Genomic DNA, 23,579 nt, shown 5'->3' on the forward strand with positions numbered 1-23,579 from the left:
ATACTGATCGGCGTGATAATGCGGCGATGGGCACCGGCAAACCTCCAGGGCGTGCGGCACCAGCAGGCGTGGTCTCCTTCGCCGACGTGCAGGTGGATGTCGGTGCGCATCGCTTGACCCGCGCAGGGACGGAAGTTGGTCTCGAGCCCAAGGCGTTCGCGGTGCTGCTCGAATTCCTGGCCCATCCGGATCAGATGCTCAGCCGCGACCACCTGCTCGATGCGGTCTGGGGCCACGCCTATATCACCCAGGCAACGCTCAATCGCCTCATCGTCCAGTTGCGACGCGCGCTGGGTGACGACATCAAGTCGCCACGCTGCATCCAGACCGTGCGCGGCCTGGGCTACCGTTTCATCGCGCCACTGACCAGCACGCCTGGCGCGACACCGCTCGCATTGAGTTTTGCTCCGCCCCTGCACGCACGCTTGCCCGAGCGCACCGGCGCGCTGATCGGGCGCGAGCGTGCCATCGTCGAACTCGGGGAATTGCTCGGCAGTGCGCGGCTGGTGACGGTCACCGGACCGGGCGGCATCGGCAAGACGCAAGCCGCACTGGAAACGGCGCGTGTATGCGCGCAAGCATTTCCGGATGGGGTGTGGTTGTTCGACCTCATCCCCTGTACGAATGGCGAAAGGCTGGCGCGCACGCTGGCGGATGCATTCGGTATCCGCGATGTCCATGGCGCCGACAATCTCCTCGAAAGGCTGGTCGAGGTGCTGCGGACACGCCGCGTTCTGCTGCTGCTCGACAACTGTGAGCGGGTGGCCGAACCTCTCGGCCATCTCGTTGCGTCCTTGCTGTCCCTGTGTGCGGAGTTGCGCGTACTGGCGACCAGTCAGCAGTGCCTGCATTGCGCGGGCGAAACGATTTACTCGCTGCCTCCTCTGGAAGCGCCCGAGTCGGGGAGCTGGGCAACCGCCGACGAAGTCGCGCGTCTGGCCATGGTGCCTGCCGTGCAACTGTTATTGGTACGGTCGCGTTCGCTAGCTTCAGGGTTCACGCTGACAGTGACGAATGCCAGCGCCGTAGCCGAGCTGTGCCGCCGTCTGGATGGGCTGCCGTTCGCGCTGGAGCTGGCCGCGGCGCGGCTGCGCTTGTTGAGCCCCGAGCAATTGCTGCTGCGCATGCAGCATCGTTCCCAGTGGCTGGCGGATACGCCCGTCGAACAACCGGCCCACCACCAGACACTGGGCGCACTGATCGACTGGAGTTTCGCGCTGCTATCGGACATGGAGCAGGCGCTGCTGTGCGCCCTGGGAGTGTTCGCCGGCGGCTGGACGCTGCATGGCGCCATGGCGATCGGCGCGGTTTTCGAACTCGGCGACGAGCAGACGCTGGACCTGCTGGGCGGACTCGTCGACAAGTCGCTGATCGCGGTCGATGCCAGCATCAGCCCACCGCGCTACAGCCTGCTCGACAGCGTACGGTCGTTTGCACTGGGACGCCTCGACAAAAGCGATGACGAGGCGCGCATCAGGCGGGCACACCTGGCGCACTGCATCGACTTCACCGCGCGCGTGGATGCGGAAGTACGCGGTGAGCGTCAGCGATTGTGGGTCGAGCGCGTGTTGCGCGAACAGGCCAACCTGCAGGCGGCATTCGATTACGCACTGGCGCAGACGGATCTCGCCGATGGCGCGATCATGCTCTGCGCCAATCTGTGCTGGTACTTCAGGGTACAAGGTGAGTACTACCAGGCATGCCACTGGCTGGACATGGCGCTGCGTGTGTCGCACACACAAACCTTGCATCGCGCACGTGCGCTGATCGCCGATGGCATCGCCTATCACCACCGCCAGATACACGCGCGCGCAGTCTCGCTGCTTCGGGAAGGCATCGTGCTGGCCGCGCAGCTTGGCGACGACGTGCTCGCCGCATCAGGCCAGGGCGTGCTTGCGTTCGAACTTGCGGGCTGCGGTGACTTCGATGGCTCGGAACGCTGCGTGGAAGCCGCGCTGGCCGTCGCCGAAAAACACCACTCGGGCTGGTTGCGCTCGGTAGCCCTGCTGGGCCGTGGCATTGCCTGTGCGATGCGCGGTCAGCACTGCGAAGCGGAAGCATGGTTGAGCGAAGCCGCCGGACTGATGTCGTCGCGCGGCGACGATATCTTCCAGCGCGGTTACGTGTTGATCAATCGGGCCCTGCAGAGGTTCCAGCTCGATGACGTGCGCGGCGCAGCCCGGGACTGGTTGCGCATGCTCGACCTGACCATCGGGTTGCAGAACCGGCGCGGCATTGCCGGTTGTATCGAAGGCACGGCTTATCTGGTGCTCAGGCAAGGCGATGCCGGGCGCGCTGCGGAGCTGCTCGCAGCTGCCGCACGCGTGCGCAAATTGACCGGTGCGCCACTGCTCCCGCAATGGCACGCTGCTCATGCCGCGGCCGAAGCCGGTGCGCGCGAAATGCTCGGTACGGCGTTCAAGGCTGTCCAGAAACAAGGTGCCGCTGCGCGGCTCGAAGATGTGGTCGAGCAGACGCGAACGTTATTGGCCGAACTCGCCGCCTAGTCGCTGCGTGCGGGCAGCAGCAACCCGGTCGGGTCGTACTTCCGGCGCAAGTTCTCCAGCCGCGCGCGCGTGGCGGCATCGTGCGTTCGCACATGCCAGTCGCTGGTTTCACCGGCAAAATTCGCCTGCACTCCGTCGCGTGCCCAGGGTGCAAGCGAAGAGCGCAGTCCTCGCGCCCACTCGCGTACCTCCGTGAATTTTTCCGCTGCCTGTGCATGGCCCATCGTGTCGATGAAAAAGGGCGCATCACGATGCACGAACGCAGTGGCATCGGCCGGCATGACGGCGACCGCACCTCCCAGATCGTGCACATGCACTTCGCACAGGGGATCGGGCGGCGTGGCGGCGTTCGGGACGAGTGCATCGATCTGGGCATCATCGAGCGCATCGAAGATCGACGTCGTCCAGTAGTAGTGATCGCCGGCCGGTGCATGCCGCCAGAGGGACGGGCATGGTTGATTCGACTTGACCCCCTCCGCCCTGGTTTCCTGGCAGGCTCGACTTCAGGCTCACTTGATCTTGACGACAACCTTGCCCTTCGCGTGGCCAGCTTCAACGTACGTCAGGGCTTCGTTGGTCGACTCGAAGGGAAAGACGCGATCGATCACCGGGCGGATGGCCCCGGCCTCGATGAGCCGGGTGATCTCGCGCAACTGGTGCCCATTGGCCAACATGAAGAGGAACGAGTACTTCAGATCGCGACGGGCCGCTTTTTTCCTGACGCCTGCACTCAGCAGGCGGACGATGAGCCTCACGAACCACGGCGCTCCGATTCCTTGTGCGAATGCAGGATCAGGAGGGCCGGAAATCGAGACGAGAGTTCCGCCGGGTTTCAACACGCGCAGGGATTTCTCAAGCGCCGCCGTATCCTGGCTATGCAGGACCACATCGTAGTCCTGCAGAACCTTCTCGAAATCGTCCTTCCTGTAATCGACGACGATGTCTGCGCCGAGGCCCTTCACCAGGCCGGTGTTGGCGCTGCTCGTGGTGGTGGCTACCGTGGCCCCGATATGCCTGGCCAGTTGAATGGCGAAGGTGCCGACGCCGCCCGACCCCGCCTGGATGAAGACCTTCTGCCCCTTCTGCAGACGGGCTCGTTCAACCAAAGCCTGCCAGACAGTCAAGCCGACCAGCGGGATCGATGCCGCTTCTTCCATGGTGAGGTTCCCGGGTTTGGGCGCGACATCGTTTTCATTCACGGCAATGAACTGCGCAAACGTGCCGATGCGGCGATCAGGCACCCGCGAATAGACTTCGTCGCCCACCTTGAACTGCCGAACCCGCGATCCAACGCGAGTCACGACGCCGGCCACGTCATGACCCAGCACAAGCGGCGTGCCGTAAGGCAGGATCAGCTTGAGTGCGCCGCTCTTGATTTTGGAATCCAGCACGTTCAGACCTGCGGCGTGAACCTCGATCAGCACATCGTCGTCGCGAAGCCCGGGTTCCGGCATGTCGCCAAGCCGCATCGGGTGCTTCTTGCCGTACCGATCAACGATGAATGCCTTCATGATGCTTTCTCTCTCGTAGATGTATCGGCAGAACATTCCTGATCATCCGATTTCCTGCAACCCCTATCGGCCCGCCGCGGGGATCATCCCGATGGTGCTCAGCCAGGTCTCGGCCAGGGCTGGCCAACGGGTGATCGGGTCTGCCGTCGGCCGCAACCCGAACGCATGCCCGCCGTGGGCGTACAGGTGCATCTCGGCCGGCACCTTGGCGTTCTTCAGCGCGATGTAATAGGCCAGCGACTGGTTGACGCCATCCACGTAGTCGTCTTCCGCCTGCACCAGGAACGTCGGCGGCGTCTCGCGGGAGACCGGGACATTGGCATTGAACTTGTCGTCATCGGTCGCGAGATGTCCCGGGTAGATCGGCATGGCGAAATCCGGACGGGCACTTTCCCTGTCGGCAGCGTCCACGGGTGCATACAGGCGCCGCGCAAAGTTCGTGCTGATCTCCGCTGCCAGAAAGCCGCCCGCCGAAAACCCGAGCACGCCCACCTTGTGCGGGTCGATGTGCCATGGCGCGGCGTGGGAACGCACCAGCCGCATCGTTCGCTGGGCGTCCTCCAGTGACGGCACCGACAAGGCGAAATTGTGCGGGCGGCAATCGCACTGCCATTCATAGGGCGCACTCGGAACGCGATACTTCAACAGCACGCAGGTGATGCCCCTGGACGTCAGCCAGTCACAGGCTTCGGTGCCTTCGAGATCCATGGCCAGAATATGGAAACCGCCGCCAGGAAACACCACGACCGCAACTCCCGTGTTCTTCCCCTTGGGCGCATAGACCGTCATCGTGGGGCGGGTCACATTGGTCACCGCAGTCACCGGCTTGCCAGCCAGCAACTTGTCGCTCACCTTCGCCGTTTCCGGACCGGGAACCTGGTGTGCATCAGGCGTTGCTCCCGGCCAGATCGATATTTGAGTGTTTCCAGCGGCGGGTTGCCAAACCGTCGTCGCCGCATGCGTGCTTGCGCATACGGCCAGCAGGCCCAGGGTAATTAGCCAAAGCTTCATGACGCTCCTCCGTGTTGGTGCTCGTCAAAGTTGTGCGATCGAGGCAGGAAACCGGGCCCGATGCTGCATGCCGCATCGGGCCCGCCGCAGCCGCTTCCATGGATTTCTTCGGGCAAGCGCGTCAATGTCATCATGGCGGGAAGCCATGCCGATCCCGGCAAGCCACTTGAGAACTGCGGAGTTTCCCGTGAACGCAACGATGGATTTCGCCGACCACGAAGTCGGCTACGACATCCCCGCCCTGCCGGGCATGGACGAGGCGGATATCCAGACGCCCTGCCTGATCCTCGACCTCGACGCGCTGGAGCGCAACATCATCAAGATGGGCAACTACGCGAAGGCGCACGGCATGCGCCATCGCAGCCACGGCAAGATGCACAAGTCGGTCGATGTGCAGAAGCTGCAGGAGCGCCTGGGCGGCGCGGCCGGCGTCTGCTGCCAGAAGGTGTCCGAAGCCGAGGTGTTTGCGCGTGGCGGCATCAGGGACATCCTCGTGTCGAACCAGGTGCGCGATCCGGCCAAGATCGACCGGCTCGCGCGCCTGCCGAAACACGGCGCGCGCATCACCGTCTGCGTCGACGACCTGGCGAACGTGAGCGAACTTTCGGCCGCCGCGCAAAAGCACGGCACCACGCTGGAGTGCCTGGTCGAGATCGACTGCGGCGCAGGCCGCTGCGGTGTGGCCACGACCGGCGAAGCGGTCGCGATTGCCCAAGCCATCGACGCCGCACCGGGCCTGGTATTCACCGGCATCCAGGCCTACCAGGGCGCCATGCAACACCTGGAAAACTATGCGGACCGCAAGGCGAAACTCGACGACGCCATCGCACGGGCGAAGACCGTCGTCGACAGTCTGCGAGCGGCCGGGCTGACACCCGGACTCGTCTCGGGCGGCGGCACGGGCTCGTATCATTTCGAATCCAATTCGGGCGTCTACAACGAACTGCAATGCGGCAGCTACGCGTTCATGGACGCGGACTACGGACGCATCCGGGACGAGCACGGCCAGCGCATCGACCAGGGCGAATGGGAGAACGCGCTGTTCATCCTGACCTCGGTGATGAGCCGCGCGATACCCGGCCAGGCGGTCTGCGACGCGGGCCTCAAGGTGCAATCGCTCGACAGCGGCCTGCCCGTCATCCACGGCCGCGACGACGTCACCTACCTCAGCGCCTCGGACGAACACGGCGTGATCGAGGACAGGCGCGGCGTGCTGCGCATCAACGAAAAGCTGAAGCTCGTTCCCGGCCATTGCGACCCGACATGCAACCTGCACGACTGGTACGTCGGCGTGCGCAACGGCAAGGTCGAAGTGGTCTGGCCGGTGTCGGCGCGCGGGAAGAGCTATTGATGCGCGTCTGAGCTTCGCGCGCGACGGTTCATGCCGGCTGGTAGACGGCTGCCACGGCGCCGGAGGCGAACGGGGTCATGCTTACCAGGCGCAGGTCAACCGGGCTGCGCAGCGCGGAGAACAGCGGCTGGCCTCGGCCCAGTACCACCGGGTGAATGCCCAGTCGATATTCGTCAATCAGGCCGGAGGCAGCCAGGCTCCGGGCGAACCGGGCGCCGCCATGCGCAAGGATGTAATCGCCCGGCTGTGCCTTCAGCCGGAGAATTTCCTCCGCGAGATCGCCGCCTGCCACCGTGGGTTCGGCCCAGGATTGCAGCACCGCCGCGGTCGGCGTGATGCCATGCCGCTGCGCATTGCGCGCCTTGGCTTCGGCGAGCGCCGGCGACGGATCCACTTGTGTGTTCTTCAGCCCTGTTCTCGAAAAGATGACCTTGGGGATGTCGTTCATCGGCACTGCGATCGGCATGTCCGAATAGGGCCAGAACGCCGCCATGTCGTGATAGCTGCGGCTCCCCATGATATGCACCCCGGCTCCGCGGAGCGTATCGAGCACCCACGCCGTGGAGTCGTCGCCGCCCGACGTCCGGAATATCCAGTCAACCTCGCCGTTCGGTCCGGCGACAAAGCCGTCCAGGGAGACGGACATCTTCAACACGAGCTTTCTTTTTGTCGCCGTTGAGCTGGCCATGATTCCTCCGTAGCCTTGCGCGGGTTCGTGGAGCCAGGAGGCGAATGTCGAATTCAGCCCCTTCGCAGAGCAACGACGAACGGCGAAGGCACGAATCGACATGGTCCGAGGTACGGGCCAATCATTACCGTCGTAGGGGCAACAACCAGGGCAAATGCCGAAAGGTGAGCTTTGGTTGTATTTGTGGCAACCTGCGCCAACGCTCCTTGATACCAACGTGAAAAGTCGCTGGTCGGGATTTCCCTTGACGCCCTGTTTCGCCGGTGATCGTGGTCCACCGGCGACTGCGAAAGTGCGCCAGGCCGGCGGCTCAGACCGATCGGGATAACGGCCTCATGCCGGTAGCCGCAAGGCTGGCTGAGTGCGGGACCTTCGCAGCTTGCTGTCGCAATGCCGTCCGTCCAGTTTGCACGTTCGCCAGGGGAATCACATGTTCAAGAGCGTCTTCGCTATTGCGTTGCTTCTGTTGTCTTCCCATGCCTGCGCCCAGGCGCAAGGCGTTCCGGCTCAAGCCGGTCCGACCAGCTCGGAAATCGCCCTGCGGGTTGTCGAGGCGTTGGACTCGGCGAACTGGGAGCTGGCGGCACAATCCATGGACGGTGTACCGCCGGAGCGGCTGCAGGAGTTCTGGACTAAGTGGGGGCGCGCTCGCGGGAGCGAAAAAGCCTGGGCCGGTCCAGTCAGGGTGGAGCCCCGGCACTACGAGAATGGGCAGTTTGCCTACGACCTTGTCATCCTCCCCATCGTCAGGACGCGGGGTCACATTGAGATAAGGTTCCGGGTGGCCAAGGGCAAGGTGAAGGTCGAAATTGCCCCCAGTTATGCCGTTTTCGGTCCCTATACTGCACTGGCAGGCAAGACCCATGTCTGGCCCGATGGAACGCGATGGAACTGGTACGTGTCGCCTTCCGGCAGCTCCGTGGTCAGCGAAGTGCGCGGCCCGGCGGGCCAGTTGCAACAGATGGACCTGATCAAGGCCGTGGGCGACGGGTCATTGGTCATGCTGCGCTGGCCCTACTGCCCCGATGGCGTGTGCGGCCAGACCGGCACGCTGCAGAAGGGCGTGGTCAGCTGGAAGGAGCCCAAGGCCAGTGGCGGCCACTCCGGCAACTACATGGATGCCAAGGTGTGGATGGAGCGCAACGCGCTGGTCACTTACACCACGGACCCGGCACCGTACGGCGGGGTCCAGTTTTACGACCAGTATCCGGAGTTGGCGCACATGCGGCCGAAGCCCATCCGCATCGAACTGGAAAGGATCTCGCCATACACGCCGGAGCAGAGAGCCGAGTCCCATAAAAAGATCGCCGAGCTCGAGCCGCTGATCGAGATCGAGGTGGCCAAGGCAGTAGCGAAGCAGGCGTCGATCGGTCAGGCGATCGCGGACGCGCAGGCTGAAAAGCAGCGAAGTTCGGAGCGCGTGCGCAGCTTCAATCAGATGATGGGCAGCCTCAACGAGGTACTGACCGACGCCAATGTCGTGGCGACCGCGAACGAGGCGCAGTCGCGCGCCAACCTGGATGCAACCATTGCGGCAATGAACGCCCAGGCGGAAGCGCAACGCGCGATGCCCGCGCCGGTGCAGCAGCCCACCGTGACCAGCCAGGTCGAACCGACCGCACCAGCCACCGCCCCGCCGCCAACAGAAGATGCCGGCTCGGCGGCCGGGTCCGTCAACGATGCGGGACGCCGGCTGTCCGAAGCCGGTCGACCGGCCACCCTCAATCCGACCGACGGGAACTCCACCTGTCCCATGGTGCCGCGCACGCAGAGCGGTACCTCGGGCATCCACGAATCCAAAGCCGATGCCGAGGCGCAGGCCAAGGCCTATGTCCGCTGTGGCGAGGGCGGCATCGCCAGCATGAATGAGCCGACCTGCACGACGCACATGAAGACCCTCGTCACGATGGTGGGCGGCAAGACCACGTCGAGCCAAAGTCCGCGTTGGGTCTGTGGCGTGGTAGCAACCTGCACGATCGGGCGCCCCGTGTGCGCGGAAGGGGCAACCAAGGGTTCGTCGGCGCAGTGAGCCCGAATTGCCGGCGGCTTGCGTGGCGGGGGTATGCCGCGCCGCCGGCGATGCGCCTGCGTCGTTCATCCCTCGGCCTGGAGGTCCACCCAGTGCCCCGGCGCCGTCGGTTGGATCGCGATCGGCAGCCCGCGCGCGGCCTTGCGCAGCTGGCCGACCGGATCGTCGACCTCCACGTACTCGTCCATGCCCGAGACGCCGTAGTGGATGGGGACCAGGCGGCGCGCGCCGAGGATGGTCGCCGCGGCGACCGCCTGTTCCGGCGTCAACACGCCCGGCAGCCCGCTGACCGGCTTGCGCCATCCGAAGCGTGCGCCGTTGACCGGCAGGAAGGCGGCGTCGAACGGGCCGAACTGGCGACCGATGCGCCACCAGTGCCCGTGCCAGAGCGTGTCGCCGCCGTGGAAGATGCGGCGACCGCCCGCCGACACCACCCACGACACCTGCAGGTCGCCATAGCCGTCCGACGCGGGCACCGCGGTGGCGGTGAAATCGCCGAGCAATTGCGGCTCCCACGGCGTGCTCGGCCGTGCCCTGGCGCCATCAGGCACCTTCGGGGTCATCCCGGCGGGATAGGCCAGGACGCCTCCCCCGCCGAGCGCGGCCGCGACCGCGCCGGCGTCGAAATGGTCGCCGTGCGCGTGGGTGACCAGGACGTAGGCGTCTCCAATCGCATCGTCGACAGGGATCAGCGGGTCCGCGAGCGCGGTTCCCCACTCGTTAGCGTTGACCAGCGGGTCGATGAACAAGGTCGCGCCCGGGAGTTGCAGGCGGATCCCCGCCCACGCCAATCGCTGGATGCGCAGGCTGTCTGACCGCGCCGCCGCAAAGGCGCGCCCGCCCGGCAGCAATGCCGCGGCCGCGAGACCGGCGCAGCCGACGAGGAAGCTGCGCCGCGGAAGGGAACAGCCGATGGGACGACGATCGGTGTTCATACTCGCGCCTCCCGCGAAGCGAGCGCGGCGTCGAGCGCGAAGGTCGACTGCGCGACGACGGCCGCCAGGGTGTGCCGGTGCCATGCGCGCTCGAACGCCACCGGGTCGACCCCCGGCGCCAGGCAGGCTTCGATGGGGATCGCGTCGATGCGCTCGTCGACCTCCTCCGCCGGCGCCGTGGTACGGATGCCTACGACGGCATCCCGCAGCCGGTCGAGGTAATGGATCGCGTTGTCGAGTACGGCGGCGGGAAACCGGCCGATGTGCCCGCCGACGACCACGCCGCGGCCGAACTGGCGCATGCGTCCGATCGCGGTCCGGAGCTGCGCGGGGTCCGCCTTCGAGAGGTAGGCGATGTTGCCGACAATGTTGTCGCCGGCGCAGACCAGGTCGGCGCTCGGTGCGTCGACGCTGACGTGGTCCATGGTCTTGCCGGGGTTGTGCAGGAAGCGCAGCTCGTGGCGGCCCCAGCGGATCCGCATCGCGCTGTCGAACACCACCCGCGGTTCGCGGTAGGACGCGTCGTCGCGCCGGTTCTGCGACAGGAAGGCGTGACGGTGATTGCGGTGCGCGATGGTCAAGGCATCCGGGAACACCGCCATACCGGCGATGTGGTCGCCCATGAAGTGGGTGGACGCGATGATGCGTACCGTCGCCCCCATGTCCACGCAGAGCACGCGCTGCAGCCACCGCGCGTCTTCCATGCTGCCGAGCGAGTCGACCAGCAATACGTCGCCGCCGTCGAGAAAAGCGGTGGCGACCGACTCATGGTCGTCGCCGACGAACATCAGCACGCCCGAAGCCAACTCTTCGATTCTCATGGTGCACGACCCGTGGTTGCGATGACCCCATGGTTGCCAGCGCCACGGACGGCGACAAACGAAACGTTTTGGCGGACGGGTTAGGAAAAATAACTTGATAGGATGCAACCCGGCATCCGCACGCCCGAGGCGACCATAAAGCACCGTCACCCCGTCCCGCTCAACGCCCTGCGGGCCTTCGAAGCAGCCGCGCGTTGCCAGAGCTTCCAGGTGGCGGCCGGGCAGCTGTTCGTCACCCCGGCGGCGGTCAGCCACCAGGTGAAGCGCCTGGAGGCGTACCTCGGGGTGACGCTGTTCCAGCGTGGCCACCGCACGGTCGAACTGACCCGCGAGGGCGCGGCACTTGCGGCCTCGCTCGGTGAGCTGTTCGAGCGCCTCGACCTCGCCCTCGACCGGGCCACCGCCGCCACGACCGCGGACCTGCGCGTCAGCACCGTGGAATCGTTCGCCGCGAAGTGGCTGGCGCCCCGGCTCCACCGCTTCCATCGCACGTGCCCCGCGCTGAAGGTCCGCGTCGAGACCGGCAACGCGCACGCGGATTTCGCGAACGACGGCGTCGACGTCGCGATCCGTTACGGGCCGGGCGCCTACGCCGGCGTGGCCGCGGCGCGGCTCATGGAGGCGCCGGTATTCCCGGTGTGCGCGCCGGCCCTGTTGGCCCCGGGCGCGAAACCACTGGCGGCCCCCGACGACCTGCGGCACCACACGCTGCTGCATGACGAAAGCGCCGCCGGCCACGCCGGTGTGCCGGACTGGCCTGCCTGGCTCGCGGCCGCCAGCGCAACGCGGGTGGACGCCAGCCGGGGGCCGGTCTTCGCCAGCATCTACCTGGCTCAGGAGGCGGCGGTCGCCGGGCATGGCGTCGCGCTGGGCGTGGCGCCGCTGGTCGAGGAAGACCTGCGCCTCGGCCGCCTGGCCAGGCCCTTCCAGCACGCGCTGGACAACCCGCACGCGTTCTGGCTCGTGCATCGGCATGGTGCCGACGCCAACCCGGCGATCGACGCCTTCTGCCGCTGGCTGCGGCAGGAAGCGTCCGGAGATGCGCGGGCCGCCGCAGCGGGGCCGTGATGCCTCAGTTGGCGGCAGTGCTGCCTCCGCTTTGCGCGATGACACGCGGCTGAAGCAACGAGCGGAGTCGTCCCATGAAACACCGCAAACTCGGCAGCAACCCGGAAGTCTCGGCGCTGGGCCTTGGCTGCATGAGCATGACCGCGGCGTAGGGCCCATCTGCCGACAAGCGGGAGACGGTCAAGCTGATTCGTTTCGAGCCTTGCTCGCCGATCACTTCGCCCCGGCAACAGTTAGGATACTTTTTACCCTACGAAGCCGGGAGCGCCATGAGCGACACCCTTACCATCCATGAGTTCAGCGATGATCTCGCCGTGCACTTCCGAGACATCAATGCGGAATGGATCCATGCCATGTTCCGCCTCGAAGAAACCGATCGGGACGTGCTGGAGAACCCGCGAGCGAAGATTATCGACGCCGGTGGCGTCATTCTCTTTGTCGAGGCAAGCGGACTCGGTATCGTCGGCGCATGCGCCCTGCAGAAGACGGGGGCCACCAGCTACGAGCTCACCAAGATGGGCGTGCGCGAGTCGGCACGCGGCATGAAGGCCGGGGAGTTCCTGCTCTCCGCGATCATCGACCGGGCAAGCTCGCTGGGCGCCGAGCCGCTGTACCTGCTCACCAACGCCAAATGCGCCGCTGCCATTCATCTGTACGAGAAGCTTGGCTTCCAACACGATGCTGAAATCATGGCGCGGTATGGAGCACGCTATGAAAGGTGCGACGTAGCCATGCGCTACCACGCGGAAACCTTGCGGTAAGCAACCTGTGGCTTCCTGCCATGGCCTGCATGCCGCCTTGGGTCGCGAAAGCGGCACTCCTAACTTGCCGTTCATTGTTATGGCGCCATTCCCACCCGCGCATGGCGCCGACCATAGGCGAAGTAAATCACGATGCCCACGACCAGCCAGACCACGAAGCGCACCCAAGTGAGCGTGGTCAGGTTGAGCATCAGGTACAGGCACAGCAGCGTAGACGCCACCGGCAGCAACGGCGAGAACGGCACCCGGTAGCCGCGCTTGAGGTCAGGCCGCGTGCGCCGCAGGACCACCACGCCGATGCTCACCAGCACGAACGCCGACAGCGTGCCGATGTTGATCATCTCCTCGAGAATCTCGACGCGGGTCAAACCTGCCATCAAGCCCACCACTACACCGCAAATCAATTGCAGGCGCACCGGCGTCTTGCGGCTTTCAGAGGTGACGCTGAGCCAGCGCGGCAGCAGGCCGTCGCGGCTCATTGCCAGCAGCACCCGTGACATTCCCATCAGCAACACCATGATCACCGTGGTCAGGCCGATCAGAATGCCCACCGAAATCAGCTGCGCCGCCCAGTTCGCCCCGACGGCGATGAAGGCGGTGGCCAGCGATGGATTCGTCGCCTCGGCCAGCACCGTGTACGGCACCATCCCGGTCAGTGCCAGCGCGACCAGCAGATACAGGATCGTCACCAGCGCCAAGCCGCCGAAGATGCCGCGCGGCAAGGTCTTCTGCGGGTCTTTGACCTCCTCGGCCGAGGTCGCGACCACGTCGAAGCCGATGAAGGCGAAGAACACCAGCGCGGCCCCGGACAGCACGCCGGCGATGCCGTATTTTGCCGGCGCATCGCCGGTGGCCCACGACAGCAACGACTGCGACCAGACGTCCGCACTGCTGCCCGCGCTCGGTACTGCCGGCGGAACGAACGGCACGAGGTTGGCGGCATCGAAGTAAGTGAAGCCGACCACGATCACGAACAGCACGATGCCGACCTTGATCATGGTGAACACGTTGTTGACCCGCGCCGACACCTTGGTGCCCAGGACCAGCAAGCTGGTGAACACCCCGACGATGAACAGAGGCCCCCACTCCACCGCCAGTCCGAACAGATGGAGCGTGGTCGGGATGTGCACGTCGAGCAGGGCGAACACCGTGCTGAGGTAGATGCCCCAGTACTTGGCGATCACCGCCGCCGCGGTCAGCAATTCCAGGAGCAGGTCCCAGCCGACAATCCAGGCCAGCAGCTCGCCGAGGGTGGCGTAGGTATAGGTATAGGCGCTGCCGGCCACGGGAATGGTCGAGGCGAACTCGGCATAGCACATGATCGCCAGTGCGCAAGCCAGCGCCGCCAACAGGAACGACACCGTGACCGCGGGCCCGGCAAAGCTGCCGGCAGCGCGCGCGCCGACCGAGAAGATCCCGGCTCCGACCGCCACTGCGACGCCCAGGATCATCAGGTCCCAGGCACTGAGCGAGCGCTTGAGCTGGTGGCCGGGCTCGGCGGCGTCGGCAATCGACTGCTCGATGGACTTGGTGCGGAACAGGCTCATACGGAGGGTTCGTTGCCGGAGGTGTCCAGCCTACTCGCACCGGGAGATCCTGCGGCCCTCAGGTTGAGTTATGGCAACGTTTGCTTGGGTCGGGGGAGCAGTCCTTCGCCGATAAAGCCTGCATGGTTTGAAACCCGCGCAGCGCGCCACCCGACCCACCTGCGCTCGCAAGGCGCGTCAACCCCGCCGCGCGGGCAAGAACCGGCTGTTGCGCAGCAGCCCCGCCGAGACCAGCGACACCAGCACGCCGACCGGGAAGATTTCCGCGAAGGTCATCGGCAGGCGGAACATCGGGTTCGCGTATTGCACCTTGAACGCCTCCATGTCGGCAGTCAGCTTCGCCAGCGCCTCGGCGCTCGCGCCCTTCGCCTGCTCGCTCGCGATGATCGCGTTCGAATAGGAGGTGGCGAAATCCATGTGCGTCATCGCCTGCAGCGCTTCCCACGCGACCACGTAGAGGATCCCGGCGATGAAGCTGACGCCCAGGCCGATCCCGAACGCCGGCCAGAACCCGATCACCCCGCCGCGGTCCACGTCGCGGTACCGCTTGATCCCCACGAACACCGCGCTCAGCGCGATCAGCATGGTCGTGTAGCCGATCAGCATGCCGTACTTCAGCGGCGGCATGCCGTCGAACCCGAGGAAGGTGGCGAACATCAACCCGCCGACGACCACGCCCGCGACGACGCCGTATTTCAAAATCGTGATCCACATGAGCCGTTCCCCTTTGATGGTTGGTGTCGCCATTGACCGCTGTCCCGCCCGCCCTGGCAATCGCCCGAACGGGTGAACTTGGCCGATTCCCCCGAATGCACCGCCCTCAGGGCACGATCCCCAGCTCGCGCGCCCGGCGGATCGCCTCGGTGCGCCGCTTCGCGCCCAGCTTCTCGAACAGCCGCGCCACGTGCGTCTTGACCGTGTTCGGCGACACGTGGAGGTGCGCTGCGATCTCCTTGTTGGAGTGGCCGGCGGCCAGTTCGTGCAGCACCTCCAGCTCACGCCCGCTCAGGCCCAGCGCCGCCTGCGCCTTCGGGTTGCCGTCGAAGGCGGTCGGCGCTGGCGCAGCGAACACCCGCACGCCCAGCACGATGCCGAGCACCAGGAACGCGGCCGCAACCAGGAACAGGTAGACGTCGCCCGCATGCATCCGCACCAGGCGCTGGTAGTCGAGCCACTGCAGGGCCAGCGTTCCCGCCGCCAGCAGCGCCCCGTAGCCGACCACCCGCTTCCACATCGCCGTCTCCGCTCGCCCCGCGCGCTGTCATCTTAGCGCCGGCCCGGCGGAACGCACCCGCACGGCCCTGCGCCGGCGGCGATAAAGACCGCCGGTAGGCCTATGATCGTCCCCACCGCCTGCCGGAGCCTGCGCGATGAAGACCGTCACTGCCCTGCTTCTGGCCAGCACGCTCGCCTGCGCGTCGGCCGCTTCCTCCCAGGAAATGCACTCGCATCCGGTGCCGGAAAAATTGGGCAGGGTCAGTTTCCCCACCTCCTGCGCGCCCGCGGTATCGCACGACTTCGAACGCGCCGTCGCCCTGCTCCACTCCTTTGCCTATACCGCCTCGGAGCAAGCCTTCCGTGGCGTCGCCGACGCCGACCCTTCCTGTGCCATGGCGCACTGGGGCATCGCGATGTCCCATTTCCATCCGTTGTGGAGCCCGCCCGCCCCGGACGAGTTGGCCAAGGGCGAAGCGGAAGCCCTCCGGGCGACCCGCCTGGGCGCGAAGACCGCGCGCGAACGCGCGTTGATCGCCGCGATCGCGGCGTATTACCACGATGCCGCGCAGGTACCGCCGCCCACCCGGGCCAAGGCCTATGCGGCGGCCATGGCGGTCGCGGCCAGCCGCTACCCGGCCGACACCGAAGTCCAGGTGCTGTACGCCTTGTCGCTGCTGGCCACGGCCTCCCCGCAGGACCAATCGCACGCCAACCAGAAACAGGCGAGCGCCATCCTGGAGCCGATCTACAAGACACATCCCGATCACCCCGGCGTGGCGCACTACCTCATCCACGCCTACGACAGTGCCGAACTGGCGCCCCGCGGTCTGGCGCCGGCGCGCGCCTACGCGAAAATCGCGCCTTCGGCACCGCACGCGCTGCACATGCCATCGCACATCTTCACGCGGTTGGGCCTGTGGGACGACTCCATCGCATCGAACCTGGCAGCGCGCGCCGCGGCGCACCGCCAGGGCGACCTTGGCGAGGAACTCCATGCGATGGACTACCTCACCTACGCGTATCTCCAGCGCGGCCGCCGCGCCGACGCGGAACAGGTGGTGCGTTCGCTTGACGGCATGGGCGTCCACGCCGGTGCCGACTTCAAGGTCGGCTACGCCGCCACGGCCATGCCGATCCGCCTCGCCATGGAAGGCCGCCAGTGGGCCGTTGCCTCGCGCCTGCAGGCCGGCGACGGCGCGGCGCCGGAGGTGGCGGCCATCGTCTACTGGGCCCGCGCGGTGGCCAACGCGCGCTCCGGGCATGCCAAGGCCGCCGATGCCGACATCGCGCGACTGGACGCCTGCCGGCAGCAGCTGCTGGCCAGCAAGAAAGATTACTGGGCGACCCAGGTCGACATCCTCGGGAAGGAAGCGAGGGCCTGGCAGTCAGCGGCCGGCGCGCACCCCGACGATGGCATCGCAATGCTCCGGCTGGCGGCCGACCAGGAAGACGCCATCGAGAAACTGCCGGTGACGCCAGGCCCGATCATCCCCGCACGCGAGCAGCTGGGCGACCTGTACCTGCAACTGCACAAGCCCCAGGAAGCCCTCGATGCCTACAAGATCGCCCTGACAGCGGCGCCGGGCCGGCGGGGCGCACTCCACGGCGCGGCCTTGGCCGCCGATGCGGCTGGCGATACCCGCACGGCCAGCCAGATGCGGGAGCTTTTGTCGCGCTAGTGTCGAAGTGTCGGTAATGGATCCGGGCGTCTGCGCAGTTGCGCTTTTGAAAGTAGGTGCCAGGGGCCATTCAAGTGTTGCTGCGACCGCCTCTGAATTGTCCCTGACACCATTTCGCTATAGCACGTGTTTCAGTTGTGCGAGAAACGCGACGACATGACCAGGGGCAAATCCTGCCTCGTTCAACCCATGCTTCTGCCACAGCTCCAGGACGGCCCTCTCTCTTGCATTGGGCGGGCGGCCCCCGCGAGCGCTGCCAGCACACTCCGGCGTTGACAGATGCATGTTGAGATCGGCTGTTCTGATGCTCACCACGACGCACACGGCGATACCATCACGACGGCGCCGTTCGATCTGTTGAGTGATCCAGCCAGTCGAGACGTCATCCAAAGACTTTTCGTCGTTTCCAACCTTCACGCTTATCATGGGTACGTTCCCCTTTGCGCACATGCGCGGCATTGGGACGGTGCGCCACCACAGTCGCAGGAGCTGCGACAACAGACGTCCACGGCAAACAACGTGTCAGGGACAACTTGGCCGCTACGTCCAGTCAGGTTGTCCCTGACACCTTTTTCCCCGCGCGCGGCCAGCCAGATGCGGGAGCTTTTGTCGCGCTAGGGTCGAGGGGCCGGTGATGAACCCGGGCGTCTGCGCTGTTGCGCTTTTGAAAGAAGGTGCCGGGGACCATTGAAGTACAGCCGCAACCGCCTCTGAATGGTCCTTGACGCCATCTCGCAATAAAGCAAAGCCCCGCGATGCGAGGCTTTGCTTGTGCAACGTCTTGCCGGGCGCGACGGGTGATCAGTTCACCGTCGGATCGGTCGGCGTGACGGGCGCCGAAGGCGCACGCGGGCCGCGGGCGAAGCGAGTGGCGAGCATCTTGCGCAGATCGTCCACGCCCTGCCCCTTGCCGGTGACCTTGAGCACGGCATAACCCTCCAGCGCGTTGCTCATCAGGTCGCTGCCCACCGCCATCTGCGTGTCGTCGCCGCGCTGGCTCAACTTGGACAGCCGCGCCAGGCGCGGGCGCAGCGCATCCATCGTGGCCAGATCGCGGCGGTAGGCCGGCAGATCGAAATTGGCGGGCAGGATGGCGAGGTTCTCGCCGAACACCGCATCCGCCTTGCGGCAGAACGCCTCGGACTTGTCGCCCATCTTGGTAAGCATCTGACGCTGATCCGGCGTCAGCGCCAGCAGACCGGCGAAGCCAGCCTCCAGCGCGGCAAGGGCGGCGTCGATGGCAGCGAGCGCATCGGGGGTGTAGTCGAGATCGACCAGATTCTGGGCCATGTGGTGACTTCCTTGATAAGCCGGCCGCTTGCCGGCCCGCGCAGGCTACTGGTCCGCATCGCCCGGCCGTGTCGCTTCCAACCGCACCTGCCTGTCGGACTATTCCGAAATACCCCGTGGAATGCGCGGACACGACGGCCAACACCCCACTCGCCACCCCGCCACTTCCGCCCGCGACGTTCTCTACTCTCGCCGGCGACGGTCTGGACACCGCCCGCAACGGTTTCCCCTTTGCGCGCAACCCGGCGACTTTCGCGCGCAACCGGTCCACCCATGCCCGCAAGCGAAAAACTCCGAAGCGCAAGGCTGAAAGCCTTGGAGTGCGAAGGTCCTCGACGGCGAGCGCGAGGGTCAAACGGTTGCGCGCGACTGAAAAACCTTCGCGGCCAACCCGGAAAGCGTCGCACGCGATGCTTCGAACCATGTCGCTGCAAGCTCGCGAGGGGTGGACGCGAAGGTTTGGAGGTTGGACACAAAGCAAGAAGCCTTGCGTGCAACGGTTTGGGCGTTGCGGGCAAGGCTTGGGAGGTTTGGGGTTGGAGGTTTTGGGGTCGCGGGTGAGTCGGCGCACCTTGGCTCCCGCCTCGATGAGCTCGGAGTCAGGGATAAGGGAAGGTCGGTGCACCAAAATTTATCTTTGGTACTTTTCCACATCGCGCGAAAACAGCGATCCGTTTCGAGTTGAGATTCCATCCAGTTTGATCCGCAGACGCGGGGATCCACATGCCTAATAATGGGTTCAGGCCTTTATTTGGATTGCACGTTCCCGATGACTACCCCCACTTCGAACATACATCGCACTTTCTTCGATCTGCCAACAGATGAAAGCTCCGACATCGATCAGGTTGAATTTCTCGCCAACTTTTCCAGCGAAGGTCGCCTGACATGGGCGCAATTGTTGGAGTCCGATCGGGTTCTGATCGTGTCGGAGGCTGGCGTAGGGAAGAGCTATGAATGTCAACGTCAGCAGCAGCAACTCTGGCACGAAGGTGAGTCCGCCTTTTTCGTCGAGCTGGCGGTGCTGGCGACCGATCCCTTGGAGAGTCAGTTTTCTGCGGAGGAAAAGTGCCGATTCGACAGCTGGCTGTCGGCGCAAACCGAGCGCGCCACTTTCTTTCTTGACTCGGTGGACGAATTAAAACTGACGCAGGGCTCCTTCGAACTGACACTCAAACGATTCGCGAAGGCCTTGGCCGGACATCTGGCTCGGACGCGTATCGTGCTCACGACTCGCCCAATCGCGGTCGATCGCGACTTGGTCTATAGGTGGCTACCAATGCCACCGCCGGTTGAGGTCTTCGTTCCTGAAACCTATTTCGCCAATGTAGCGATGCGGGTTGACTCGCGCAAAGACCAAGCGAATGCATCAAAGGTGCCGCAATGGCGTTTCGTCGCCCTATCACCTCTTAACGAGCAGCAGATGCGCACCCTTGCCACTATCGAAGGGATCGCCGAGCCCGCGCCATTGCTCCAAGCCATTGAGTCGCAAAATGCACATGACTTCGCCAAGCGACCATTGGATTTCATCGAGCTGTGCGGTGACTGGAAGGCTTATAGCCGTATCCGATCGCATCGAGAGCAAGTCAGCCACAACATTGAGGTGAAACTGCGGCCGAGGGGCGATCGCAGGGAACGTCTGGCTTTGGCTCCGGAACGAGCGCGAGAGGGAACCGAGCGACTCGCATTAGCGGCGTTGCTCACTCGGCGGTTCACGATTTGGCGCGGCCAAGACCGTGATCGAGCGCGCGGCGATAGCGCCCTCGACCCCAGCAAAATTCTGGCCGATTGGACGGACGACGAACTCAAGACGCTGCTTGAGCGCCCGCTCTTCGGCTTCGCCACTTACGGTCGTGTCCGATTCCATAATCGTTCGGTCATCGAATTTCTGGCTGCTGAACGATTGCGGGGGTTGCTGCACAAGGGTATGTCCACCCTAACTCTAAAACGTCTCCTATTCGTCACCACGCCGGTCGGTCTACCCATCGTCAAGCCTACTATGCAGCCAGTCGCTGCTTGGCTGGCTCCCCACTACCCCGCCATTCGTGCCGAGGTCCTCCAACGCGATCCCAGCATCTTGCTGCGATACGCCGACCCGGGCTCTCTCGACTTGGCAATGCGGACGGAGGCGCTGCAGCAGTACGTCGTGGTCTACGGCACAGGAGGTTGGCGTGGACAACACGTGCCAGCGCTCCAGATCCGACGACTGGCGTCACCGGACCTTGCGCCGGTGATCGAACGCCTGTGGGCGCAGGGGATCGAGAATCCGGAAGTTAGTGAAACCCTTCTGGAATTGATCGGCGCGGGCAAGCTGACGACGTGTGCTGACATTGCCCACGCAATCGCTATCGACACCGATATTGATGTTCGCGGTCGCATGGATGGCCTTCTTGCGCTTAGCGAATTGGGCGATGCAAGGCTTCCGCATATATTCAATCAGTTTTCAGTCGCGCCGGCCGCGTGGCCCGCCGAACTGGTCAGTGCCACCATTGCTCATTTGTTCCCGAGCCATATGTCGGTGACGCAACTTCTGGAGGCTCTCACCCGACTGCAACCCAAGCCAAGAGAGATTGGTGGCATCCCCACGCTTTTGCCTCTTGCTATTGCCAAGGCGCGGCTTGGGGAAGGTCAGCTCGCATTGCTGCGGACCGGTTTGATGGCGCTGATCGAACCGTCGTGCAGCTGGCATGACCAGCACTATCGCATCGCCGCACAGCGGCAAGATCTCGTCCCGGCGTTGCTTGTGGCATCCCGCTTACAGTTGGCTGCGCACATGGCCGGCCCGGAGCTATTCGACTCGATTGTTCTTGCCTGGCACCTGGCGGAACATGACGTGCACGGAAGCGAGGATGCGAAAACATTGAGGAGTGCGCTCTCGGGCGCGGAGGCAAAGGAGCGCGAGGCCGTCTTCTGGGCACAAGATCGACTGATACAGCGGTGGCACCCGAGCAAAAATCAGGTTGCCTGGCACCGGTTGTCCCACTTTCAAGACCACCCGCCTTTCGACATCAGTGTGGCGCGGGATTCTGCTTGGGTACTGGCGGGGCTTGCCACCACTACGCGCCCTGTTGACGAGCGCGGCGTCCTGTTTGAACTCGGCATGCAGTTCGCCCATGCCGGTGCTGATCGGCTGGACGAGCTGAAGGCCTTGGTTCCCTTAGTGGCTGATGCGCCGGAACTTGCCGAGCGCTTGGGTCAGACGATAGTCGCGATCGAGCGCCCAGCGCCCGAACCAGCGTGGATGCGTGAACAGCAATTGCGGTCCGAAACGTGGCGCCGCAAGCAGGCCAAACACCTCGCGAGTTGGCAACTGCTCTGGCGTGAGTTGATCGAGGATCCGGATTCGGCATTTGCACCGGATCGAATCAACAACACCACATGGAATCTCTGGCGCGTCATGAGCAACGAGATTCGAGACCAGGACGTAATCGGCTGGAATCGAGGGTTTATCGAACGGGTTTTCAATCGAGAAACGGCCGATCGGCTGCGTGGGGCGATGAAGGACGTATGGCGCCAAGATCGACCGACGGTCAAATCAGAGCGGTCGCTGGAAGGACGCAATAGTTACCTAATGCGCTGGTCTATGGGATTGGCCGGTATCTATGCAGAAGCCGAAGACCCCGATTGGGCTACGACGCTCAGCGCGGAAGAAGTGGACTTGGCAGCGCGCTACGCACTCCTGGAACTCAATGATCTTCCTGTCTGGATAGATGCCTTGATCCAAGTCCGGCCAGCTGTCGTGGAAACTCTCATTGGGAGAGAACTGCTGGATGAACTAAACGATGAGAACGATCGATATTCGATGCTGTTGCAGCACATCGAGCGCTCCTCACCGCGGGTCATCCAATTGTTCTTGGATCGTATTAGGGCCTGGCTTCAGGGCGTTCTGTCCGGGCGTGCGGACACCACGCTCCTGCTCGGAAAATTGGGGCGCGTCGCACAACTGCTGCTGGATTATGGAACCGTAGAGGATGGTGAACACCTGAGGGCCAGTGCCTTGGCGCGGCTGCAAGGCGAGATTCAACAAAACGAAGTGTTGTTTTGGCTGCCCATCCTGCTGAACCTCGACCTCGCCACCGGAGTTGATGTAATGGAACGGCTTGCCGAACCAGTGTCCCCTGCGCCCCACACTGCGATGACGGAATGGTTTGCCGCGATGTTCGGCGATCGCGGCAGCCGAAATATAGGCGACCTCTATGCCCTTGGATCAAATCCGTCGTTGCTGTTGCGGCTTGCACGCCTCGCCTACCAACACGTCCGGTTCGAGCACGATGTGGAACACTCTGGGGTGTATTCCCCGAGCGCCCGTGACCATGCCGAGCACGCACGTAGTGCACTTGGCAATGCACTTTTGAATGCCAAGGGTGCGGAGGCATGGGCTGCGAAGCTTCAGTTTTCCAAGGATCCGTTGGTCGCCGACTTCCGGGATCGCGCTCTGGCCATAGCCAAGGAGAAACTAGCCGAAGAGTGGGACGCGGCGCTGTTTGACGAGGCCGGCGTTGTGCGGCTGGAGCGCGAGTGCGACTTTGCACCAGTGACGCGGGTGGAGATGGCGGCACTGCTTGAGGATCGGCTCGCCGATCTAGACGACTTGCTCCTGCAAGACACCTCTCCACGCGAGCTGTGGCGGTCAATATCCCAAGAGCGAGTGGTTCGCCGTGAAGTTGCACGGGCACTTCAACACATGGCCAGAACCGCCTACATCGTCAACCAAGAGGCAGTCACCGGGGATGAGAAGGAAACGGACATCCGGCTGTGCTCCACGGCCTCGCCACAAGAAGGAGTCATCGAGTTAAAGCTCGCGGAGACAGAATATTCCGTGAAGGATCTGAGTGAAGCGCTGGAGGTTCAGCTACTGCAAAAGTACTTGGCGCCGGAGCACCGTCGAGTCGGGTGCCTTCTGATCTCGATCGCCACCAACCGGCAATGGCGGCATCCTAGTGATGGACACCTGATGGATATCACCGAGGTGGTGGCACTCCTAAACACCCAGGCTAAGCGGCTCGTCGACGCCGTGAATGGCGACGTCTGCCTGTTCGTGAAGGCATTGGATCTTCGAGCTCGCCTCTAGCTACCTCCGAGTTGCGATCGGCAGGCACCACTAGGACATGGATTGTTTGATCTTTGAATTCTATTAATCCACTCGTTGCCAAAGATCTATTGTTC

Annotated in this window: 18 protein-coding genes; 7 read left to right on the plus strand and 11 right to left on the minus strand. The window is 64.4% G+C overall.

Translation table 11 applies throughout. The features are described from left to right. Positions 1 to 26: 26 nt before the first annotated feature. On the plus strand, positions 27 to 2,507 hold the full coding sequence (locus ABD024_RS08895; protein ID WP_343851732.1) for an ATP-binding protein: 2,481 nt from the start codon (positions 27 to 29) through the stop codon (positions 2,505 to 2,507). Here ABD024_RS08895 and ABD024_RS08900 read toward each other — a convergent pair. The 3 genes from ABD024_RS08900 to ABD024_RS08910 all read right to left on the minus strand — a co-directional run bounded on the left by ABD024_RS08900 (position 2,504) and on the right by ABD024_RS08910 (position 5,029). Then, on the minus strand, positions 2,504 to 2,818 hold the full coding sequence (locus ABD024_RS08900; RefSeq protein WP_343851734.1) for a hypothetical protein: 315 nt from the start codon (positions 2,816 to 2,818) through the stop codon (positions 2,504 to 2,506). The two genes, ABD024_RS08895 and ABD024_RS08900, sit on opposite strands and share 4 nt — an antisense overlap. A 198-nt stretch (positions 2,819 to 3,016) precedes the next feature. After that, complete coding sequence (locus tag ABD024_RS08905) at positions 3,017 to 4,018, minus strand: NADP-dependent oxidoreductase (RefSeq protein WP_343851736.1); 1,002 nt, start codon at positions 4,016 to 4,018, stop codon at positions 3,017 to 3,019. A 63-nt stretch (positions 4,019 to 4,081) separates the two neighbouring features. Beyond that, the gene (locus tag ABD024_RS08910; RefSeq protein ID WP_343851738.1) at positions 4,082 to 5,029 is read right to left on the minus strand and encodes an alpha/beta hydrolase; all 948 of its coding nucleotides are present in this window, start codon (positions 5,027 to 5,029) and stop codon (positions 4,082 to 4,084) included. A gap of 187 nt (positions 5,030 to 5,216) precedes the next feature. Here ABD024_RS08910 and bhcC point away from each other — a divergent pair, with 187 nt between their 5' ends. Next, the gene (gene bhcC, locus ABD024_RS08915) at positions 5,217 to 6,380 is read left to right on the plus strand and encodes a 3-hydroxy-D-aspartate aldolase BhcC (RefSeq protein ID WP_343851740.1); all 1,164 of its coding nucleotides are present in this window, start codon (positions 5,217 to 5,219) and stop codon (positions 6,378 to 6,380) included. A gap of 28 nt (positions 6,381 to 6,408) precedes the next feature. Here bhcC and ABD024_RS08920 read toward each other — a convergent pair whose 3' ends face one another. Continuing rightward, entirely contained in the window at positions 6,409 to 7,068 is a 660-nt protein-coding gene (locus ABD024_RS08920) for a dihydrofolate reductase family protein (protein ID WP_343851742.1), read from the minus strand. A gap of 430 nt (positions 7,069 to 7,498) precedes the next feature. Here ABD024_RS08920 and ABD024_RS08925 point away from each other — a divergent pair, with 430 nt between their 5' ends. Then, entirely contained in the window at positions 7,499 to 9,097 is a 1,599-nt protein-coding gene (locus ABD024_RS08925) for a flotillin family protein (RefSeq protein ID WP_343851744.1), read from the plus strand. 65 nt (positions 9,098 to 9,162) lie between these two features. Here ABD024_RS08925 and ABD024_RS08930 read toward each other — a convergent pair whose 3' ends face one another. Together ABD024_RS08930 and ABD024_RS08935 are read right to left on the minus strand one after the other, a co-directional pair. Further along, complete coding sequence (locus ABD024_RS08930) at positions 9,163 to 10,032, minus strand: MBL fold metallo-hydrolase (RefSeq protein ID WP_343851746.1); 870 nt, start codon at positions 10,030 to 10,032, stop codon at positions 9,163 to 9,165. Beyond that, positions 10,029 to 10,820: an MBL fold metallo-hydrolase gene (locus tag ABD024_RS08935; RefSeq protein WP_343854574.1), complete on the minus strand. Its 792-nt coding sequence runs from the start codon at positions 10,818 to 10,820 to the stop codon at positions 10,029 to 10,031. The genes ABD024_RS08930 and ABD024_RS08935 overlap by 4 nt, the downstream gene beginning before the upstream one ends. Positions 10,821 to 10,955: 135 nt before the next feature. Here ABD024_RS08935 and gcvA point away from each other — a divergent pair, with 135 nt between their 5' ends. After that, positions 10,956 to 11,921, plus strand: a complete 966-nt coding sequence (gene gcvA / locus ABD024_RS08940; RefSeq protein ID WP_343851748.1) for a transcriptional regulator GcvA — start codon at positions 10,956 to 10,958, stop codon at positions 11,919 to 11,921. A 269-nt stretch (positions 11,922 to 12,190) separates the two neighbouring features. Then, positions 12,191 to 12,682 (plus strand): GNAT family N-acetyltransferase, encoded by a 492-nt coding sequence (locus ABD024_RS08945; RefSeq protein ID WP_343851750.1) that lies wholly within the window; start codon positions 12,191 to 12,193, stop codon positions 12,680 to 12,682. Positions 12,683 to 12,759: 77 nt separating this feature from the next. Here the strand turns inward: ABD024_RS08945 and ABD024_RS08950 are convergent, their stop codons facing one another. From ABD024_RS08950 to ABD024_RS08960, 3 genes are all read right to left on the minus strand, one after another. Then, positions 12,760 to 14,229 carry an amino acid permease gene (locus ABD024_RS08950; protein ID WP_343851752.1) on the minus strand — a complete coding sequence of 490 codons (1,470 nt, stop codon included), beginning with the start codon at positions 14,227 to 14,229 and terminating at the stop codon, positions 12,760 to 12,762. Positions 14,230 to 14,406: 177 nt separating this feature from the next. After that, positions 14,407 to 14,976 carry a DUF4199 domain-containing protein gene (locus tag ABD024_RS08955; RefSeq protein ID WP_343851756.1) on the minus strand — a complete coding sequence of 190 codons (570 nt, stop codon included), beginning with the start codon at positions 14,974 to 14,976 and terminating at the stop codon, positions 14,407 to 14,409. A gap of 73 nt (positions 14,977 to 15,049) precedes the next feature. Next, positions 15,050 to 15,463, minus strand: coding sequence for a response regulator transcription factor (locus ABD024_RS08960; RefSeq protein WP_343851758.1), 414 nt, complete (start codon positions 15,461 to 15,463; stop codon positions 15,050 to 15,052). Positions 15,464 to 15,599: 136 nt separating this feature from the next. Between ABD024_RS08960 and ABD024_RS08965 the strand changes: the two genes are divergently transcribed. Continuing rightward, entirely contained in the window at positions 15,600 to 17,126 is a 1,527-nt protein-coding gene (locus ABD024_RS08965; protein ID WP_343851760.1) for a hypothetical protein, read from the plus strand. A 117-nt stretch (positions 17,127 to 17,243) separates the two neighbouring features. Here ABD024_RS08965 and ABD024_RS08970 read toward each other — a convergent pair whose 3' ends face one another. Then, on the minus strand, positions 17,244 to 17,552 hold the full coding sequence (locus ABD024_RS08970; RefSeq protein ID WP_343851762.1) for a hypothetical protein: 309 nt from the start codon (positions 17,550 to 17,552) through the stop codon (positions 17,244 to 17,246). Between the two features lie 375 nt (positions 17,553 to 17,927). Beyond that, positions 17,928 to 18,416: a hypothetical protein gene (locus ABD024_RS08975; RefSeq protein WP_343851764.1), complete on the minus strand. Its 489-nt coding sequence runs from the start codon at positions 18,414 to 18,416 to the stop codon at positions 17,928 to 17,930. Between the two features lie 769 nt (positions 18,417 to 19,185). On the opposite strand from ABD024_RS08975, the gene ABD024_RS08980 reads away from it, so the two are divergent. Beyond that, entirely contained in the window at positions 19,186 to 23,484 is a 4,299-nt protein-coding gene (locus ABD024_RS08980) for an NACHT domain-containing antiphage protein HyoA (RefSeq protein ID WP_343851766.1), read from the plus strand. Positions 23,485 to 23,579: the final 95 nt, after the last annotated feature.

It is taken from the genome of Rhodanobacter soli (assembly GCF_039523495.1).
GTDB classification, from domain to species: domain Bacteria; phylum Pseudomonadota; class Gammaproteobacteria; order Xanthomonadales; family Rhodanobacteraceae; genus Rhodanobacter; species Rhodanobacter soli.

Excerpts from the sequence above, each read along its gene's own strand:
- ABD024_RS08895 (WP_343851732.1), top strand. The coding sequence starts at position 27 with ATGGGCACCGGCAAACCTCCAGGGCGTGCGGCACCAGCAGGCGTGGTC.
- ABD024_RS08905 (WP_343851736.1), bottom strand. The coding sequence starts at position 4,018 with ATGAAGGCATTCATCGTTGATCGGTACGGCAAGAAGCACCCGATGCGG.
- ABD024_RS08910 (WP_343851738.1), bottom strand. The coding sequence starts at position 5,029 with ATGAAGCTTTGGCTAATTACCCTGGGCCTGCTGGCCGTATGCGCAAGC.
- ABD024_RS08920 (WP_343851742.1), bottom strand. The coding sequence starts at position 7,068 with ATGGCCAGCTCAACGGCGACAAAAAGAAAGCTCGTGTTGAAGATGTCC.
- ABD024_RS08925 (WP_343851744.1), top strand. The coding sequence starts at position 7,499 with ATGTTCAAGAGCGTCTTCGCTATTGCGTTGCTTCTGTTGTCTTCCCAT.
- ABD024_RS08930 (WP_343851746.1), bottom strand. The coding sequence starts at position 10,032 with ATGAACACCGATCGTCGTCCCATCGGCTGTTCCCTTCCGCGGCGCAGC.
- ABD024_RS08935 (WP_343854574.1), bottom strand. The coding sequence starts at position 10,820 with ATGTTCGTCGGCGACGACCATGAGTCGGTCGCCACCGCTTTTCTCGAC.
- gcvA (WP_343851748.1), top strand. The coding sequence starts at position 10,956 with ATGCAACCCGGCATCCGCACGCCCGAGGCGACCATAAAGCACCGTCAC.
- ABD024_RS08945 (WP_343851750.1), top strand. The coding sequence starts at position 12,191 with ATGAGCGACACCCTTACCATCCATGAGTTCAGCGATGATCTCGCCGTG.
- ABD024_RS08950 (WP_343851752.1), bottom strand. The coding sequence starts at position 14,229 with ATGAGCCTGTTCCGCACCAAGTCCATCGAGCAGTCGATTGCCGACGCC.
- ABD024_RS08955 (WP_343851756.1), bottom strand. The coding sequence starts at position 14,976 with ATGGCGACACCAACCATCAAAGGGGAACGGCTCATGTGGATCACGATT.
- ABD024_RS08960 (WP_343851758.1), bottom strand. The coding sequence starts at position 15,463 with ATGTGGAAGCGGGTGGTCGGCTACGGGGCGCTGCTGGCGGCGGGAACG.
- ABD024_RS08965 (WP_343851760.1), top strand. The coding sequence starts at position 15,600 with ATGAAGACCGTCACTGCCCTGCTTCTGGCCAGCACGCTCGCCTGCGCG.
- ABD024_RS08970 (WP_343851762.1), bottom strand. The coding sequence starts at position 17,552 with ATGATAAGCGTGAAGGTTGGAAACGACGAAAAGTCTTTGGATGACGTC.
- ABD024_RS08975 (WP_343851764.1), bottom strand. The coding sequence starts at position 18,416 with ATGGCCCAGAATCTGGTCGATCTCGACTACACCCCCGATGCGCTCGCT.
- ABD024_RS08980 (WP_343851766.1), top strand. The coding sequence starts at position 19,186 with ATGACTACCCCCACTTCGAACATACATCGCACTTTCTTCGATCTGCCA.